At 70.4% G+C, this 15,760-nt stretch carries 15 protein-coding genes and 1 pseudogene; 7 read left to right on the top strand and 9 right to left on the bottom strand.

Annotation, left to right across the window (positions count from 1 at the left end; all coding sequences use genetic code 11):
- Window positions 1-30: 30 nt before the first annotated feature.
- Complete coding sequence (gene rfbA, locus ACI2K4_RS35090) at window positions 31-891, bottom strand: glucose-1-phosphate thymidylyltransferase RfbA (protein ID WP_404517454.1); 861 nt, start codon at window positions 889-891, stop codon at window positions 31-33.
- 142 nt (window positions 892-1,033) lie between these two features.
- Between rfbA and rfbD the strand changes: the two genes are divergently transcribed.
- Window positions 1,034-1,924 carry a dTDP-4-dehydrorhamnose reductase gene (gene rfbD / locus ACI2K4_RS35085; protein ID WP_404517453.1) on the top strand — a complete coding sequence of 297 codons (891 nt, stop codon included), beginning with the start codon at window positions 1,034-1,036 and terminating at the stop codon, window positions 1,922-1,924.
- Window positions 1,925-1,971: 47 nt separating this feature from the next.
- A complete protein-coding gene (locus ACI2K4_RS35080; RefSeq protein ID WP_404517452.1) occupies window positions 1,972-3,021 on the top strand; it encodes a glycosyltransferase family 2 protein in 1,050 nt (349 codons plus the stop codon).
- 26 nt (window positions 3,022-3,047) lie between these two features.
- Here ACI2K4_RS35080 and prcA read toward each other — a convergent pair whose 3' ends face one another.
- From prcA to arc, 5 genes are all read right to left on the bottom strand, one after another.
- Complete coding sequence (gene prcA / locus ACI2K4_RS35075) at window positions 3,048-3,872, bottom strand: proteasome subunit alpha (RefSeq protein WP_404517451.1); 825 nt, start codon at window positions 3,870-3,872, stop codon at window positions 3,048-3,050.
- 84 nt (window positions 3,873-3,956) lie between these two features.
- The gene (prcB, locus tag ACI2K4_RS35070) at window positions 3,957-4,796 is read right to left on the bottom strand and encodes a proteasome subunit beta (protein WP_404517450.1); all 840 of its coding nucleotides are present in this window, start codon (window positions 4,794-4,796) and stop codon (window positions 3,957-3,959) included.
- 175 nt (window positions 4,797-4,971) lie between these two features.
- Window positions 4,972-5,187 carry a ubiquitin-like protein Pup gene (locus ACI2K4_RS35065; protein ID WP_121160560.1) on the bottom strand — a complete coding sequence of 72 codons (216 nt, stop codon included), beginning with the start codon at window positions 5,185-5,187 and terminating at the stop codon, window positions 4,972-4,974.
- A gap of 300 nt (window positions 5,188-5,487) precedes the next feature.
- Window positions 5,488-7,005, bottom strand: coding sequence for a depupylase/deamidase Dop (dop, locus tag ACI2K4_RS35060; RefSeq protein WP_404517449.1), 1,518 nt, complete (start codon window positions 7,003-7,005; stop codon window positions 5,488-5,490).
- 289 nt (window positions 7,006-7,294) lie between these two features.
- Window positions 7,295-9,076, bottom strand: a complete 1,782-nt coding sequence (gene arc / locus ACI2K4_RS35055; RefSeq protein WP_404517448.1) for a proteasome ATPase — start codon at window positions 9,074-9,076, stop codon at window positions 7,295-7,297.
- A gap of 180 nt (window positions 9,077-9,256) precedes the next feature.
- Here arc and ACI2K4_RS35050 point away from each other — a divergent pair, with 180 nt between their 5' ends.
- Window positions 9,257-9,553, top strand: coding sequence for a ferredoxin (locus ACI2K4_RS35050; protein WP_404517447.1), 297 nt, complete (start codon window positions 9,257-9,259; stop codon window positions 9,551-9,553).
- Between the two features lie 37 nt (window positions 9,554-9,590).
- On the opposite strand, the gene ACI2K4_RS35045 is transcribed toward ACI2K4_RS35050, so the two are convergent.
- Genes ACI2K4_RS35045 through ACI2K4_RS35035 form a run of 3 tightly spaced genes read right to left on the bottom strand, consistent with a single transcriptional unit; the run spans window position 9,591 to window position 12,278 of the window.
- On the bottom strand, window positions 9,591-10,163 hold the full coding sequence (locus tag ACI2K4_RS35045; protein ID WP_404517446.1) for a hypothetical protein: 573 nt from the start codon (window positions 10,161-10,163) through the stop codon (window positions 9,591-9,593).
- 22 nt (window positions 10,164-10,185) lie between these two features.
- Complete coding sequence (locus tag ACI2K4_RS35040) at window positions 10,186-11,190, bottom strand: tRNA (adenine-N1)-methyltransferase (protein ID WP_404517445.1); 1,005 nt, start codon at window positions 11,188-11,190, stop codon at window positions 10,186-10,188.
- Entirely contained in the window at window positions 11,187-12,278 is a 1,092-nt protein-coding gene (locus ACI2K4_RS35035) for a site-2 protease family protein (RefSeq protein ID WP_404517496.1), read from the bottom strand. Before ACI2K4_RS35035 ends, ACI2K4_RS35040 begins: the two co-directional genes overlap by 4 nt.
- Window positions 12,279-12,457: 179 nt before the next feature.
- Here ACI2K4_RS35035 and ACI2K4_RS35030 point away from each other — a divergent pair, with 179 nt between their 5' ends.
- The 4 genes and pseudogenes from ACI2K4_RS35030 to ACI2K4_RS35015 form a co-directional block, all read left to right on the top strand.
- Entirely contained in the window at window positions 12,458-13,369 is a 912-nt protein-coding gene (locus ACI2K4_RS35030) for a RecB family exonuclease (RefSeq protein WP_404517444.1), read from the top strand.
- Window positions 13,370-13,445: 76 nt separating this feature from the next.
- Window positions 13,446-14,744: a sensor histidine kinase gene (locus ACI2K4_RS35025; protein WP_404517443.1), complete on the top strand. Its 1,299-nt coding sequence runs from the start codon at window positions 13,446-13,448 to the stop codon at window positions 14,742-14,744.
- A 32-nt stretch (window positions 14,745-14,776) separates the two neighbouring features.
- Window positions 14,777-15,460 carry a response regulator gene (locus ACI2K4_RS35020; RefSeq protein ID WP_404517495.1) on the top strand — a complete coding sequence of 228 codons (684 nt, stop codon included), beginning with the start codon at window positions 14,777-14,779 and terminating at the stop codon, window positions 15,458-15,460.
- Between the two features lie 172 nt (window positions 15,461-15,632).
- Window positions 15,633-15,760 (top strand): annotated as a pseudogene (locus tag ACI2K4_RS35015) (ABC transporter ATP-binding protein); the annotation flags it as partial.

Here is a 15,760-nt window from a genome sequence, read left to right as displayed (position 1 = left end):
AACTCCGCGCGAACCCGGCGCGCGAACCGGTCAACGAAGCAGATTGAGCAGGTATTCGCCGTATCCGCTCTTACGCAGCGGCAGGGCCAGGGCGTGGAGCTGATCGTCGTCGATCAGGCCGGCCCGCCAGGCGACCTCCTCGACACAACCGATCTTCATGCCCTGGCGTTCCTCGATCACCCGGACGAACTCGGCCGCCTGCATCATCGAGGTGAAGGTGCCGGTGTCCAGCCAGGCGGTTCCCCGGTCGAGCACGGTCACGGTCAACTCGCCCCGCTCGCGGTACGCCTCGTTGACCGCGGTGATCTCCAACTCGCCCCGGTCGCTCGGCTGCAACCCCCGGGCGATCTCGACCACTCGGTTGTCGTAGAAGTAGAGGCCGGGCACCGCGTAGCGGGACTTCGGCTTGGCCGGCTTCTCCTCGATCGAGAGCACCCGGCCGTCCTCGTCGAAGTCGACCACCCCGTACTCCTCGGGGTTGGCCACCTGGTACGCGAACACCCGCCCGCCGACCAGCGTGTTCTGCTCGGAGAGCTGACGACCGAGTCCCACCCCGTGGAAGATGTTGTCGCCGAGCACCAGGGCCACCGGTTCGTCGCCGATGAAGTCCGCGCCGAGGACAAACGCCTGGGCGATACCCTCGGGCCGGGGTTGGGCGCAGTACTCCAGGCGCAGACCGAACTGGCTACCGTCACCGAGCAGGCGCCGGAACTGGTCCTGGTCCTCCGGCGTGGTGATCACCAGGATCTCCCGGATACCGGACATCACCAGGGTGGAAAGCGGATAGTAGATCATCGGCTTGTCGAAGACCGGCATCAACTGCTTTGATACCGCCTTGGTGAGCGGCCACAGCCGCGAGCCGGTGCCACCGGCGAGCAGGATTCCACGCACCCGGGGAGAGTACCGGCTCCTGGTGACACCAGCACGCCCCCTGTGGCGGCTGATTCGGCTCACTCATCGCGTAGACTCACGAACCCGTACGGATCGCCCGGCTGTCGCCGGGGCCGGAATCGGCCGTTGGAGCGAGGCGGAAATGACCGAACGGAAGAGCCGCTACCTGGTGACCGGGGCCGGCGGCATGCTGGGCCGGGATCTCGTGACGGTGCTCGGCACCTCGGACGTGCGGCAGGTCACCGCCGCCACCCGGACCGATCTGGATTTGACCGACGCCACCGCCCTCCACAGCGCCGTCGACGGACACGACGTGGTGATCAACGCCGCCGCGTGGACCGACGTCGACGGGGCCGAGACCCAGGAAGAGGCCGCCACCGAGGTCAACGGCGCGGGCGTGGCCAACCTCGCCCGCGCCTGCGCGCGGACCGGTGCCCGGCTGATCCACGTCTCCACCGACTACGTCTTCCCCGGCGACGCCACCCGGCCGTACCCGGAGGACGCCCCGACGGCACCGATCAACGCGTACGGGCGCAGCAAGCTCGTCGGCGAGCAGGCGGTCACCTCCATGCTGCCGGAGAGCGGGTACGTCGTCCGGACGGCCTGGCTCTACGGCCTGCACGGCCGCAACTTCGTCACCACCATGCTGCGGCTGGCCGCCGAACGGGACCAGTTGGACGTGGTCGACGACCAGCTCGGGCAGCCCACCTGGTCGTACGCGCTGGCCCAGCAGTTGGTCGGACTCGGCGACGCCGCCCTCGCCGGTCGGGCTCCGGCCGGGATCTACCACGGCACCGCCTCCGGCCAGACCACCTGGTACGGCCTGGCCCGTGAGGTGTTCGCGCTCAGCGGCCTGGACCCCGAGCGGGTCCGACCCACCACCAGCGAGCAGTTCCGCCGCCCCGCCGCGCGTCCGGCCTACAGCGTGCTCGGCCACGACCGCTGGCGGGCGGCTGGCCTGTCCCCCATGCCAGACTGGCGGGAGATGCTCACCGGCGCGCTCGCCGAACGCGGTCTCCTCTCCGCCGTCTGACCCAGCGCTCTCCCACCCCCTCCGCCGACCCGAGAGATAACGCCGACATGCCCGAAGCGTCCCTCAGCTCGTACCCCGATTCCAACCGGCTTCCCCGGGTCAGCGCGATCGTGCTCGCCTGGAAGGCCGAGCCGCTGCTGCGCCAGTCGGTGGAGTCGCTGCTCGCCTCGGCGAAGGTCGAGATCGAGGTGGTGCTGGTCGACAACGGCTGCACCACCGACGACGTCGAAGTCTTGTCGAAGCTGCCCGGCGTGGTGGCGGTCGGCGAGGGCGAGAACCTGGGCTTCTCCGCCGGCTGCAACCTCGGGGTCGCGGCCTCCAGCGGCGACTACGTCGCCCTGGTCAACGGCGACGCGATCGTCGAGCCGAACACCCTGGCCCGGCTGGTCGAGGTGGTGGACCAGGCCGACGTGGGCATCGCCGCGGGCGCGGTCCGACTGGCCGACGAGCCGGAGTTGCTCAACTCCCGTGGCAACGAGGTGCACGTGCTCGGGGTGAGCTGGATCGGCGGATTCCGGGAGCGGGAGACCCGCAGCGAGCCCACCGAGACCGCCGGGGCGATGGGGGCGTGCCTGGTCACGGCGCGCAGTCACTGGGACCGGTTGGGCGGCTTCGACCCGCACTACTTCGCCTACCACGAGGACGCCGACCTGTCGATCCGTACGTGGCGGGTCGGTCTCCGGGTGCTCAACGTGCCCGACGCGGTCGCGCTGCACCGTTACGAGTTCAGCCGGAACAGCTTCAAGTACTACCTGGTCGAGCGGAACCGGCTGATGTTCGTGGCCACCCTCTGGGGGACCCGCAGCCTGCTGCTGCTCGCACCGCCGCTGCTCGCGCTGGAGTTGGTGATGCTCCTGCTCTCGGTCAAGGAGGGCTGGTTCCGGGACAAGATGCGCGGCTACGGATGGCTCTGGCGGCACCGCAAGCACCTGGGCGAGCGCCGCCGGCGGGTGCAGGCCGAGCGGACCGTGCCGGACCGGGTCTGGATGCGGGTGCTCACCGACCGGTTCAACACGCCGCTGATCAATCCGCCCGGGGTCGGGCTGCTCAACGCGTTGATGACGTCCTACTGGCGGGTGGTTCGTCGCTGGGTCTGACGCCACCCGCCCCGCCGGACACCGGGTCAGCCCTCGGGCTGCTCGGTGTCCTTCGTTTCCAGGTCGGCCGAGGCCGCCGACACCGCCGGCTTGTCCGGTCCGGCGGCCGGCGTCGCGGGTCCCGGCTCGTCGCCGGTTGCCTTCGGCTCCGCGCCGCCGTCGAGCAGGCTGGTCAGGGCGGCACCGGTGATCCGGCGGAAGGTTCGCCCGATCCGGTGCCGGTCCAACACCGCGACCTCGAGCTGGTTCGCGGCGATCGTCCTGGCCGCGCCCCCCTCGCCACCGACGCTGCCGAGGGCCTGCACGGCGAGCCGAACCGCCTCGCTGAGCGAGATGTCGTTACGGTGGTTGGCCTTCAGCGACCCGGTGATCGCCTCACTCTGGCCACCCATCGCCATCCGGCCCGGCTCGTCGTTGACCGAGCCGTCGTAGGTGAGTCGGTAGATCTCGTCGTCGTCGGCCGTGGCACCGACCTCGGCGACGCAGATCTCCACCTCGAACGGCTTGGACTGCTCGGTGAAGATCGCACCGAGCGTCTGCGCGTACGCGTTGGCCAGTGCCCGGCCGGTGACGTCGCGCCGGTCGTAGCTCAGGCCGTTGAGGTCGGCCATCCGCACGCCCGCGCGGCGGAGGTTCTCGAACTCGTTGTAGCGCCCGACGGCGGCGAAGCCGATCCGGTCGTAGATCTCGCTGACCTTGTGCAGGGCGCTGGAGAGGTTCTCCGCCACGAAGAGGATCCCGCCCTCGTAGCTGAGCACCACCGCGCTCCGGCCCCGGGCGATGCCCTTGCGGGCCAGCTCGGAACGGTCGCGCATGATCTGCTCGGGCGAGGCGTAGAACTGCATGGCCACGGCGGCGGTTCTCCTTACAAGCTGGTCTGGCAGCGGTACGAGCGACTGGCGTAGGACTTCACGGTGGCTGGCGACCGGTCGGCGTCAGCCGCCCGGGTTCTCCATCCGAGCGGCGACAACGGCCTCGGCCACCGCTGCGGTCTCGGCTTCGGTGAGCCGGTTGGTGCCCTCGGCCGTCGCCGTCATCACCACCGGGTAGATGCGGCGGGTGAGGTCGGGGCCACCGGTCGCGGTGTCGTCGTCGGCGGCGTCGTAGAGCGCCTCGACGGCCAGCCGCACCGCCTCGTCGGTGCTCAACCCCGGGCGGAACCGCTTCTTCAGCGCGGAACGGGCGAAGATCGAGCCGGATCCGATCGCGTCGTAACCGGTTTCCTCGTAGGGGCCGCCGGCGACGTCGAAGCTGAAGATGCGCCCGGCCTTCGCCGGATCGCTGGCGGCGAGGTCGAAGCCGGCGAAGAGCGGGATCACGGCGAGGCCCTGCATCGCCGCGCCCAGGTTGCCCCGGATCATCGAGGCCAGGCGGTTGGCCTTGCCGTCCAGGGAGAGGACGGCGCCCTCGATCTTCTCGTAGTGCTCCAGCTCCACCTGGAACAGCCGCATCATCTCGATGCCGATACCGGCGGTGCCGGCGATGCCGACCAGCGAGTGCCGGTCCGCCGGGTGGACCTTCTGGATGTCCCGGCTGGAGATCATGTTCCCCATCGTGGCCCGCCGGTCGCCCGCCATGACCACGCCGGTCGCGCTGGCGATGGCGACGATGGTGGTCGCGTGCGGCGCCAGGTCGGCGGCGATTCCGGGCGGCAGCGGCCGGCGGCCGGGGAGCAGCTCCGGTGCCACCTTGCTCAGGAACTGGGTGAAGGAGGACGTCCCCGCGTTGGTGAACACATCTGGAAGCCGCCCGGATGGATCAAAACCCGCTGCCACGTGGTTCCTCTCAGTACGTGATCGCCTTGACCGAACACACCGCACCGGCGCCGAATCAGCCACGACCACCGCTGCGGTTGAAGCAGACTATCGTCTGGCTCCGGTCGGCGCGATGATCTCGAGGCCGGCGTGGTGTGGACCGCGCCGGCCGCCGGACCCGACGGCCGGCGGTCGGTTACTCGCCGCCCTTCTGGACGTAGCCCCGGACGAACTCCTCGGCGTTCTCCTCGAGCACCGAGTCGATCTCGTCGAGCAGGTCGTCGACGTCCTCGGTGATCTCGGCGTGCCGCTCCGCGACCTCGGGATTCGCCTCGGTGGTGACGTCGTCGACCTCTTCGTCGCGACGCGACTTGCCGGACTGGGACTGACCGCCGGTGTCACGGGTAGCCATCTGGTTCCTCCTCCACGATCGCCTGCAAGAAACTTACCTCGGAAGGGCGACGGAACGGGGCGTCGCCCGCGACCTTTGCCACCCGACTGACCGATTCGGTCTGCGGCGGCGGGCGCCGTCGCGGCGCCGGCCGACGAGACATCTCGTGCCACGGCCGCCGACCACCGACCACCGACCAGCGAGCACCGAGCACCGAGCACCGAGCACCGAGCACCGAGCACGACGATCCGCCGGCCCGGCATGACGATCCGCCGGCCGACCGCGACGGCACGGGCGGGCGGGCTCCGGTCACTCCGCCGGTCAGTTACCGGTGATCATCTCCAACAGGTCCTTGGCGCTCGCGCAGCGGTCGAACAACGCGCCCACGTGCTTGCGCGTGCCCCGCTCCGGCTCCATCATCGGCACCCGGACGAGCGACTCCCGACCCACGTCGAAAATCACCGAGTCCCAGCTCGCCGCGACCACCTCGGAGGCGTACTGGGCGAGGCAGCGGCCACGGAAGTAGGCCCGGGTGTCATCCGGCGGCTCGACCATGGCCCGGCGGGTCTCCTCGTCGGGCAGCAGGGTCGCCATCGAGCCCCGCGCCACCAGCCGGTGGTAGAGGCCCTTCTCCGGACGGACGTCGGAGTACTGGAGGTCGACCAGTTGCAGCTTGTGCGAGGCCCAGCCGAGCTTCTCCCGCTCCCGGTAACCCTCGAGCAGCCGCAGCTTCGCCACCCAGTCCAGCTCGCCGGCACAGAGCATCGGGTCGCGGCCCAGCTTGTCCAGCACGCCCTCCCAACGGTCGAGTACGTCGAGGGTGGCCTCGTCCGTGTCGTTGCCGTACCGGTCGTCGACAAACGCGCGCGCCCGCTCGTAGTACGCCCACTGCAGGTCCAGTGCGGTGAGCCGACGACCGTCGCGCAGCCGCAGCAGGTGCGACAGCGACGGGTCGTGGCTGATCGCGCGGAGTTCGGCGACCGGGTCGGCGATGCCCAGGTCGGGGGTGAGCGCCTTCTCCTCGATCATGGTCAGCACCAGGGCGGTGGTGCCGACCTTGAGGTAGGTCGAGATCTCGGAGAGGTTCGCGTCCCCGATGATCACGTGCAGCCGCCGGTACTTGTCCGCGTCGGCGTGCGGCTCGTCGCGGGTGTTGATGATCGGCCGCTTCAGGGTGGTCTCCAGACCGACCTCGACCTCGAAGAAGTCGGCCCGCTGGGAGATCTGGAATCCGGGTTGCGAGCCGTCCTGGCCGATCCCGACCCGACCCGCGCCGCAGAAGATCTGCCGGGTGACGAAGAACGGGGTCAGGTAGCTGACGATGTCCGCGAACGGGGTCTGGCGGCGCATCAGGTAGTTCTCGTGCGCGCCGTAGCTGGCACCCTTGTTGTCGGTGTTGTTCTTGTACAGGTGGATCGGGTGGGTGCCCGGGATGGTCTCGGCCCGGCGGGCCGCCTCGGCCATCACCCGCTCCCCCGCCTTGTCCCAACGGACCAGGTCCATCGGGTTGGTCACCTCGGGGGTGGAGTATTCCGGGTGGGCGTGGTCGACGTAGAGCCGGGCGCCGTTGGTCAGTATCACGTTCGCCAGACCCAGGTCCTCGTCGGCGAGCGCCTCGGCCGGGTCGTAGGCGGCGCCGGAGTAGGTGAACCCGCGCGCGTCACGCAGCGGCGACTCCTCCTCGTAGTCCCACCGAGCGCGACCGCCACGGGTCAGCTCGGGACGTGCGCCGTAGGCGTTGACCACCTGCGACGAGGTGACCATCGGGTTGGCCCCGGCCTGTCCGGGCACGGAGATGCCGTACTCGACCTCGGCGCCCATGATCCGCCGTACGCTCATGCCGCTGCCCCACTTTCCGTCGCCATGAGGCGAGCGTAGTCCGGTTTCACGCTCATCCGTTCGCCCGATGTGACGACACGGCCGCAGAATGTACCCAATGCCCTGACTCGCCCCATGAGCCGTCTCTGAGGCGGTCGGGTTCCACATCGACCGGTCGCCCGGGAGCCGCATCGGACCTCGCGGTCGGCGCCCCGATCCGAAACCAGGCGACCGCGTCCGGGGTGGCGGCCGACCGTAGGTGCGGCGGCGGGGGCGGCGCGTGCGCGCCGCCCCCGCCACTACGAATCGATCAGAGGTACTGGCCGGTGTTGCTCGCGGTCTCGATGGACCGTCCGGCTTCGGCACCCTTACCACCGGAGACGAGCGTACGGATGTAGACGATCCGTTCGCCCTTCTTGCCGGAGATCCGGGCCCAGTCGTCGGGGTTGGTGGTGTTCGGCAGGTCCTCGTTCTCCCGGAACTCGTCGACGCAGGCGTCGAGCAGGTGCTGCAACCGCAGCCCCTTGCGCCCGGAGGAGAGGAACTCCTTGATCGCCATCTTCTTGCCCCGGTCGACGATGTTCTGGATCATCGCGCCGGAGTTGAAGTCCTTGAAGTAGAGCACCTCTTTGTCACCGTTGGCGTAGGTGACCTCGAGGAACTTGTTCTCCTCGGACTCCGAGTACATCCGCAGCACCACGGCCTCGATCATGGCCGCCACCGTGGCCTGGGCGTCCTGCCCGTGCTCGTTGAGGTCGTCCGAGTGCAGCGGCAGCCCGGTCAGGATGTACTTGGAGAAGATGTCCCTGGCCGCCTCGGCGTCCGGACGCTCGATCTTGATCTTCACGTCGAGCCGTCCCGGGCGCAGGATGGCCGGGTCGATCATGTCCTCCCGGTTGGAGGCGCCGATCACGATGACGTTCTCCAGCCCCTCCACGCCGTCGATCTCGCTGAGCAACTGCGGGACGATGGTGTTCTCCACGTCCGAGGAGACCCCGGAGCCACGGGTACGGAAGACCGAGTCCATCTCGTCGAAGAACACGATGACCGGGGTGCCCTCGCCAGCCTTCTCCCGGGCCCGCTGGAAGATCAACCGGATGTGCCGCTCGGTCTCGCCGACGTACTTGTTGAGCAGCTCCGGGCCCTTGATGTTGAGGAAGTAGCTGGTGTGCTTCTGCTCCCCACGCCGCTCGGCGATCTTCTTCGCCAGCGAGTTCGCCACCGCCTTCGCGATCAGCGTCTTCCCACACCCGGGCGGACCGTAGAGCAGGATGCCCTTCGGCGGGCGCAACTGGTGCTCCCGGAACAGCTCGGCGTGCAGGAAGGGCAGCTCGACCGCGTCCCGGATCTGCTCGATCTGGGACTGGAGGCCGCCGATGTCGCCGTAGTCGACGTCGGGGACCTCCTCGAGGACGAGCTCCTCGACCTCACTCTTCGGGATGCGCTCGTACGCGTACGACGAGCGCGGCTCGATCATGAGTGAGTCGCCGGCTCGGATCGACGAGCCGATCAGGGTGTCGGCGAGGAAGACGATCCGCTCCTCGTCGGCGTGGGAGATCACCAGCGCCCGGTCACCCGGACCACCCGTGGGGCTCTCCAACACCTCCTTGAGCATCACGACCTCACCGACCCGCTCGAACCCGAACGCGTCCACGATGTTGAGCGCGTCGTTGAGCAGGACCTCCTGACCACGCCGTAGCTCGTCCACCTCCAGTGACGGAGACACCGCCACACGCAGCTTCCGACCGCCGGTGAAGACGTCCACCGTGCCGTCGTCGTGCCGCGCGAGGAAGACGCCGTACCCGCTGGGTGGTTGGGCCAGCCGGTCGATCTCTTCCTTGAGCGTGACGATCTGGGCCCGTGCCTCTTTGAGGGTGCTCACGAGCCGGTCGTTGTTCTCGGTCAGTCGAGCAAGCTGCGCCTGGGTAGCCGCTAGCCGTTCTTCGAGCTGCCGGACGTGTCGGGGGCTTTCGGTCAGCTTGCGCCGCACCAAGGCCAGTTCCTCCTGAAGGAACGCGACCTGGGTGGAGAGATCGTGGGCCTCCTTCTCCCACCGTGCGGCGCGCGAGTCCGCGTCGTCGCTGCGTGCCACGTCCCACCTCCCCGGGGGGCTTGAACGTTCTGCCCTAACACTAGCCGCTATGAGGCCGATTCGGTCCCATGCAACACCCTCGTCACCGAACCTTGATCGTCACGGGGGACGCCGCTGGGGCCCGGGGGAGACGTTCGGGTACCGTCGGAACGTGTCGAGCAAGCCGATGGAGGGGTCACCGTGGTAACCCAGACCGAGACCGATGAGCTGCGAGTCTGGGTGGACCAGGACCTCTGCACCGGCGACGGGCTCTGCGTGCAGTACGCGCCGGAGGTGTTCGAGTTCGACATCGACGGCCTGGCCTACGTCAAGGACGGCTCGGGCGAGTTGCTGCTCGCGCCGGGCAGCCGGGTGGACGTACCGGCCCATCTGCGGCTGGACGTGATCGACGCGGCCAAGGAGTGCCCGGGCGACTGCATCCACGTGCTGCGCAGCCGCGACGACGTCGAGGTGGCCGGACCGGACGCGCAGGACTGACGGTTCGGCCGGGCACGCTCCCACCCGACCGGACCGCTCACAGGGTGGGACGACCGAGCACCGAGGCGACCAGCCGGGCGAACTCCTCCAGCCGGGCGATCTGTCCCGCCCCGCCGTCGTCGAACGTCTTGCCGAACCGCAGCGCGTCGTGGCGCGGCGAACCGACCACCTCGTCCGCCGGCACCCCCTCGTCCAGGGAGCTGAGCAGCAGGTAGACGTCGATGCTGTCGACCCGTACGCCACCGCTCGGGGTCCGGGTCAGCCGCCGACGACACCCCACCTCGGTCACCGTGGAGACCGGCACCACCCGCAGGGACGAGGTCATCGAGCCGGCCGGCCCGTCGTCCGGCGGGATGTCCTCGCCGTGCCAGAGGATGAGCCGGCTCCCGTCGCAGACCGCCACCTCCTGCCAGACCCCGTTGACCTCGTTGACGAAGCGCTCCAGGGTGAAGCCGAGCACGGAGGCCCCGCGCAGCACCCCGCCCAGAGCCTCCAGCGCCACCTCCGGGTCCCGTAGGTAGGCCCGGGCGGCCGACTCCAGGTCCTGGTACGGCGACCAGTCCGGGAAGACGGCGGGGAGGTCCCCGCCGCCGAAGGTGGGCCTGCTCATGCGGACCTCCCGAGGTTGATGATCACCGCACGGTCCTCTCCCCCGCCTCGTCCACGTCCGGCTGGACCGCCGGGGCCGGCGCCGCCGCGTCCGCCTCGCGAGCGGCCTGCTCCGCCGCCCGCAGGCTCTGCTTGCGCAGCGCGTACGCCTCGACGCCCTTGCTCGGCTTGCGCCGCCGGGGCGGCGCGGTCACCCCGGGGGCGAGCTTGCGGGCCGAGACCAGGAACGCGGTGTGCGCGATCATCCGGTGGTCCGGGCGCACCGCCAGCCCCTCCAGGTGCCAGTCGCGCACCAGCGACTCCCAGGCCCGTGGCTCGGTGAAGCCGCCGCGCTCGCGCAACGCCTCGACCAGGTCGGAGAGCTGGGTCGTGGTGGCCACGTAACCGATGAACACCCCGCCCGGCACCAGCGTCCGCTCCACCAGGTCGAGTACGTCCCACGGGGCGAGCAGGTCCAGGATGATCCGGTCGAACTCCGGCTCCTGGCAGGTCGCCACGTCACCCACGTGCAGGTGCCAGGACGGGTGCGGCCCGCCGAAGAACGCCTCCACGTTGCGCCGGGCGATCTGGGCGAAGTCGTCCCGCAGCTCGTACGAGTGCAACTCCCCGGTCGGGCCGACCGCCCGCAGCAGGGAGCAGGCCAGCGCGCCGGAACCGGCGCCGGCCTCGAGCACCTTCGCACCGGGGAAGATGTCACCCATCGCGACGATCTGGGCCGCGTCCTTCGGGTAGATCACCTGGGCGCCCCGGGGCATCGAGAGCACGTAGTCCGCGAGCAGCGGGCGCAGCGCCAGGTACGCCGTGCCACCGGCCGAGGTGACCACGCTGCCGTCGGGCAGGCCGATCAGATCGTCGTGTTCGAGCGCGCCCCGGTGGGTGTGGAACGACTTGCCGCCCTCCAACGTGATCGTGTGCATCCGCCCCTTCGGGTCGGTCAACTGCACCCGGTCGCCGGGCCGGAACGGGCCACGGTGCGCCGGTACCGGCGCGGCGTCGGTGGGGTGGGCGGTGGTGGGCTGTGCGGTCACTGAGTCATCTTTCGTTTCGGCTCCAGAAGCTGCGCCAGATCGGCGATGTGCAGAACGCCGACGACATCTTCGCCTGACGTCACGAGATACTGCGCGCCCGGGTCGGTCTGTACGGCCTTCACGACCTCCTCGCCGTCGAGCCCGACCGGGAGGCTCGGCAGCCCGTCCAGGCCCCGGGCCACCGTGTCGACCGCCACCCAGGGCCGCCGCTCCGCCGGCACCGCGGCGGCTGCGGCCCGGTCGACCAGGGCGACCAGCCGCCCGGAGGAGTCGGAGATACCCAACGCGACCGGTTCCGCACCGGTCTCCGAGCCCCGACGCTGGGCCTCGGCCAGCGGGGTGCCGCTCGGCACCCGGAACAGCGGCCGGGACAGTCGGCGCAGGTCGATGAGGGGGAAGCGGCGGCTGATCCGGGCCATCCGGATCGACTGCCCGGCCCCCTGCCACAGGGTGAAGGCGACCAGCACCATCAGGGCCAGGCCCAGCGGCGCGATCAGCCCGAGCCAGGTCAGCACGGCGACCACCACGGCGGTGCAGACCGCGACCGCCCGTCCGGCCCAGCCGGCGACCTCGGTGCCCAGGTGACGGTCCCGACTGACCGACCAGACGAGGGCCCGCAGCGCCCGCCCGCCGTCGAGCGGCAAACCGGGCAGGATGTTGAAAACCGCCACGATCACGTTGCTGACCGCCAACTGGAGGGCGAACTGGTCGGGCAGGGTGCGGTCGGGCAGGGCGACGGCGGCCAGCACGGCGGCCACGCCCAGCACCAGCGACACCGCCGGGCCGGCGAGCGAGACCAGCAGGTCGACCCGTGGGGTCGGGGCGTCCCGGTCCATCTCGGTGTAGCCACCGAGCAGTTCCAGGGTGATGCCGCGTACGCCGATGCCGTGGCGTCGGGCCGTCAGCGCGTGGCCGAGCTCGTGCAGCAGCACCGAACCGAGCAGGCAGACCACGAACCCGAAGCCCACCAGATAACCGGTGAGCTGCGACAGTTCAAGTTCACGGCGGACGAACTCGCCATAGACCACGGTGACCAGGACGGCCAGCAGAACCATGGAGGCGTTGAGGTAAACCGGCACGCCGAGCACCCGGCCGACGGCGAGACCCGGGCGGCGTTCGGGGCGGCGTTTCGGTCTTGGGCTGTCCTCCACCGTGTCGATGCTACGTAACCGTCGTCGGTGGGCTCGACTCCCGTAGCCGCCGCGACGCCACACCCGTACTCCGGGCGGGCGCGGTAACCGTCGTACCGGTGCCTTAGCCTTCGGTCATGACGGCGGAGACGGTGACGAAGCAGACGACCGGGCGACCCCCGGTGGCCGAACGGCCCCCCGGGCCGTCCCTCTCACCGTCGCGGGCGGCGGATTTCAAGACCTGCCCGCTGCTCTACCGGTTCCGCAGCATCGACCGGCTGCCCGAGCGCCCCAGCCTGGACCAGGTGCGCGGGACCCTGGTGCACGCCGTACTGGAACGGCTCTTCGACCTGCCGGCACCGGAACGGACCCCCGGGGCCGCCGGCGACCTGGTCGACCCGCAGTGGGACGAACTGGTCACCCGGGAGCCGGAGTTGGCCGGGCTCTTCACCGAACAGGAGACGGTCGACGTCGCCGAGTTCCTCGGTTCGGCCCGCCGGCTGCTGGACGGCTACTTCACGGTGGAGGATCCACGCCGGCTCGAACCCGCCGAGCGGGAGACGCTGATCTCCACGGTCGTCGACGACGAGCTGCTGATCCGGGGCTACATCGACCGGCTCGACGTCGCGCCGGACGGGGCGCTGCGGGTGGTCGACTACAAGACCGGCGGGGCGCCCCGGGAGGCGTTCGAGGCCCGCGCGCTGTTCCAGCTCAAGTTCTACGCGCTGGTGCTCTGGCGGACCCGTGGCGTGGTGCCGAAGGTGCTGCGGCTGCTCTACCTCAAGGACGCGGAGATCTGCGACTACGCACCGGACGCCGACGAACTCGCGCGGTTCGAGCGCACCCTGGTGGCGCTCTGGCGGGCGATCGAGCAGGCGACCGAGCGGCAGGACTTCCGCCCCAAGCCCAGCCGGCTCTGTGACTGGTGCAGTCACCAGGCGCTCTGCCCGGCGTTCGGGGGGACGCCGCCGCCCTTCCCGGAACGGGTGGCCACGGCGACGATCCCGGAACAGCCGGGTCGGCCGGGCAGCGCGGCCGAGGACGAGTAGGCATCCTCCGCGAGGAGGAGACGCGCTCCACCCCGGTGCGGACGAATTGGCCCCTACACCGGCTACCGTCGCCAGCATGACCCGTACCGACGTCCCGGCCGCACCCGATCGGGCGCCGGACCACACCGGTGCTCCAGCGCCGCCGGTGCGGCGCTGGTCGCTGCCGCGCCCGGAGGGGTACGACTTGCGCCCGCTCCGGCGCGACGGGCTGCTCGCCGTCCTGGCGGTGCTCACGGAGATGGCGCTGGTCCTGCTCGCCGACAGCGGGCCGACAGCGTCTCTCGCCGACCACTGGCCGCGAACGATCGTCTGGAGCCTCGTCTGCGCGGTGCCCATCGTGCTGAACCGGACGATGCCTCGGGTGGCGCTGGCGCTCACCCTGGTCGCCTTCGGCAGCGCGCTGCTCGACCAGCGCCAGCCGTTGACCATTGGGGTGGCGTTCGTCCTGCTGACCTACACCGCCGCGGCCGGTTACTCGTTCCGCCGGGCGGTGTTCACCGCCGGCCTGCTCTGGGTGCCGATCGTGGTCACCGTGCTGGTGCTGCCGGTGCCGCTGGAACCGGTGGGGGTCGCCCGGTCGTACGCGATCTTCACCAATGTACTGATCGCGTTGGTCTGTTTCTTCGTCGGCCGTACGGTGCACGCCCGCCGGGCCACCATCCGGGCGCTGGAGGAACGCGCCCGGGTGGCCGAGGAGAACCAGCGGTCGCTGGCCGACCAGGCGGTCGCCGACGAGCGGCGCCGGATCGCCCGTGAGCTGCACGACGTGGTCGCGCACCACGTCAGCGTGATGAGCGTGCTCGCGACCGGCGCGCAACGGGTGCTGCCCCGTGACCCGCGCGCCGCCGACGAGGCCCTGGGGAGCATCGCGGAGACCAGCCGGACCACCCTGCGTGAGTTGCGCCGGCTGCTCGACGTGCTGCGCACCGACACCGAACCGGCCGCCGAACTGACCCCGCAGCCCGGTCTGGCCGGGCTGGAGGCGCTGGTGGACCAGGTCCGCGAGGCGGGACTACCGGTCTCGCTGCGGGTCGACGGCGAGCCGGCGCCGCTGGAACCGGGGCTGGCCCTGACCGTCTTCCGGATCGTGCAGGAGGCGCTCACCAACGCCCTGAAACACGCCGGGACGGCAACCGCGCAGGTCCGGCTCAGCTTCGGGGTCTACTGGCTGGTGGTGGAGGTCGTGGACACCGGGCGCGGTCCGTCGCTCGACCCGAACCGGGCCGGACACGGACTGGTCGGGATGCGCGAACGGGTCGCCCTCTACGGTGGAGCCCTGCGCACCGGCCCCCGCCCCGGCGGCGGTTTCCGGGTGTACGCGAAGGTCCCGCTGGAGACCGGTGGCGTGGCTGAGGGCAGTGGGGGGATGGCGTGACCGGATCGGGTGAGGGCGTGGGAGCGGGGCAGGTGGAGGACGCGCGGGGTCTCCGGCCGGTGCGCATCCTGCTCGCCGACGACCAGCCGCTGCTGCGTACCGGGTTCCGGATGGTGCTCAGCGCGGAGGAGAACCTCGACATCGTCGGCGAGGCCGGCGACGGTGCCGAGGCGGTCGAACTCGCCCGCCGGCTGCTGCCCGACGTGGTGCTGATGGACATCCGGATGCCCCGGATGGATGGCGTCGCGGCGACCAGGGCGATCGTCGACGCCCGACTGCCGGTACGGGTGCTGATCCTGACCACCTTCGACCTGGACGAGTACGTGGTGGGGGCGTTGCGGGCCGGGGCGAGCGGCTTTCTCGCCAAGGACGTACCGGCGGAGGATTTGGTGACCGCGATCCGTACCGTGGCCGCCGGGGAGGCGGTGGTCGCGCCGAGGATCCTGCGGCGGCTGCTCGACCGCTTCGCCGACCTGCTGCCCGACCCGACGGCGAGTCAGCCGAAGGCGCTCGACGTGCTGACCGAGCGGGAGCGGCAGGTGCTGGTGCACATCGCCCGGGGGCTGTCCAACGCCGAGATCGCGCGGACGCTGTCGATCAGCGAGACGACGATCAAGACGCATGTCGGACACGTTCTGACCAAACTTTGTCTTCGCGACCGGGTGCAGGCCGTGGTATTCGCGTACGAGTCGGGGTTGGTCCGGCCGGGCTCCTGACGCCCGCACGCGGTCCGTACGCCGCGCGGACCCCTCCGCCATCCTCGGGTCGGAGGTCGGTCGCGACGATGGTCGTAGTCGAAAACCCTCCGCACGCAGGATGGCCGGATTGCCTCGGCAACCTAGCGTGACGATAGGACGGCGACCGCCGTCATCGAACGAGGGAGACATCGTGACGGGGACAGTACCCGCAGCCGGCCCAACAGCGGCGGCGCGTGCCAGTGACGTATGGAAGGTATACGGCAGCGGCGAAGCACAGGTCATCGCACTACGCGGAGTCACCGCAGAATTCGAACAAGG

Origin of the sequence: Micromonospora sp. NPDC050397, from assembly GCF_044901685.1 — a bacterium.
Lineage (GTDB): Bacteria > Actinomycetota > Actinomycetes > Mycobacteriales > Micromonosporaceae > Micromonospora_G.
Note: the sequence above shows the minus strand (reverse complement) of the source record. Positions and strands in the feature narration are given on the sequence as shown.

Bases quoted from the DNA above. Each gene is read 5' to 3' on its own strand.
- dop (WP_404517449.1), bottom strand. From the start codon at position 7,005: ATGAGCGTACGGCGGATCATGGGCGCCGAGGTCGAGTACGGCATCTCC.
- ACI2K4_RS35025 (WP_404517443.1), top strand. From the start codon at position 13,446: ATGACCCGTACCGACGTCCCGGCCGCACCCGATCGGGCGCCGGACCAC.
- ACI2K4_RS35080 (WP_404517452.1), top strand. From the start codon at position 1,972: ATGCCCGAAGCGTCCCTCAGCTCGTACCCCGATTCCAACCGGCTTCCC.
- ACI2K4_RS35030 (WP_404517444.1), top strand. From the start codon at position 12,458: ATGACGGCGGAGACGGTGACGAAGCAGACGACCGGGCGACCCCCGGTG.
- rfbD (WP_404517453.1), top strand. From the start codon at position 1,034: ATGACCGAACGGAAGAGCCGCTACCTGGTGACCGGGGCCGGCGGCATG.
- ACI2K4_RS35045 (WP_404517446.1), bottom strand. From the start codon at position 10,163: ATGAGCAGGCCCACCTTCGGCGGCGGGGACCTCCCCGCCGTCTTCCCG.
- ACI2K4_RS35065 (WP_121160560.1), bottom strand. From the start codon at position 5,187: ATGGCTACCCGTGACACCGGCGGTCAGTCCCAGTCCGGCAAGTCGCGT.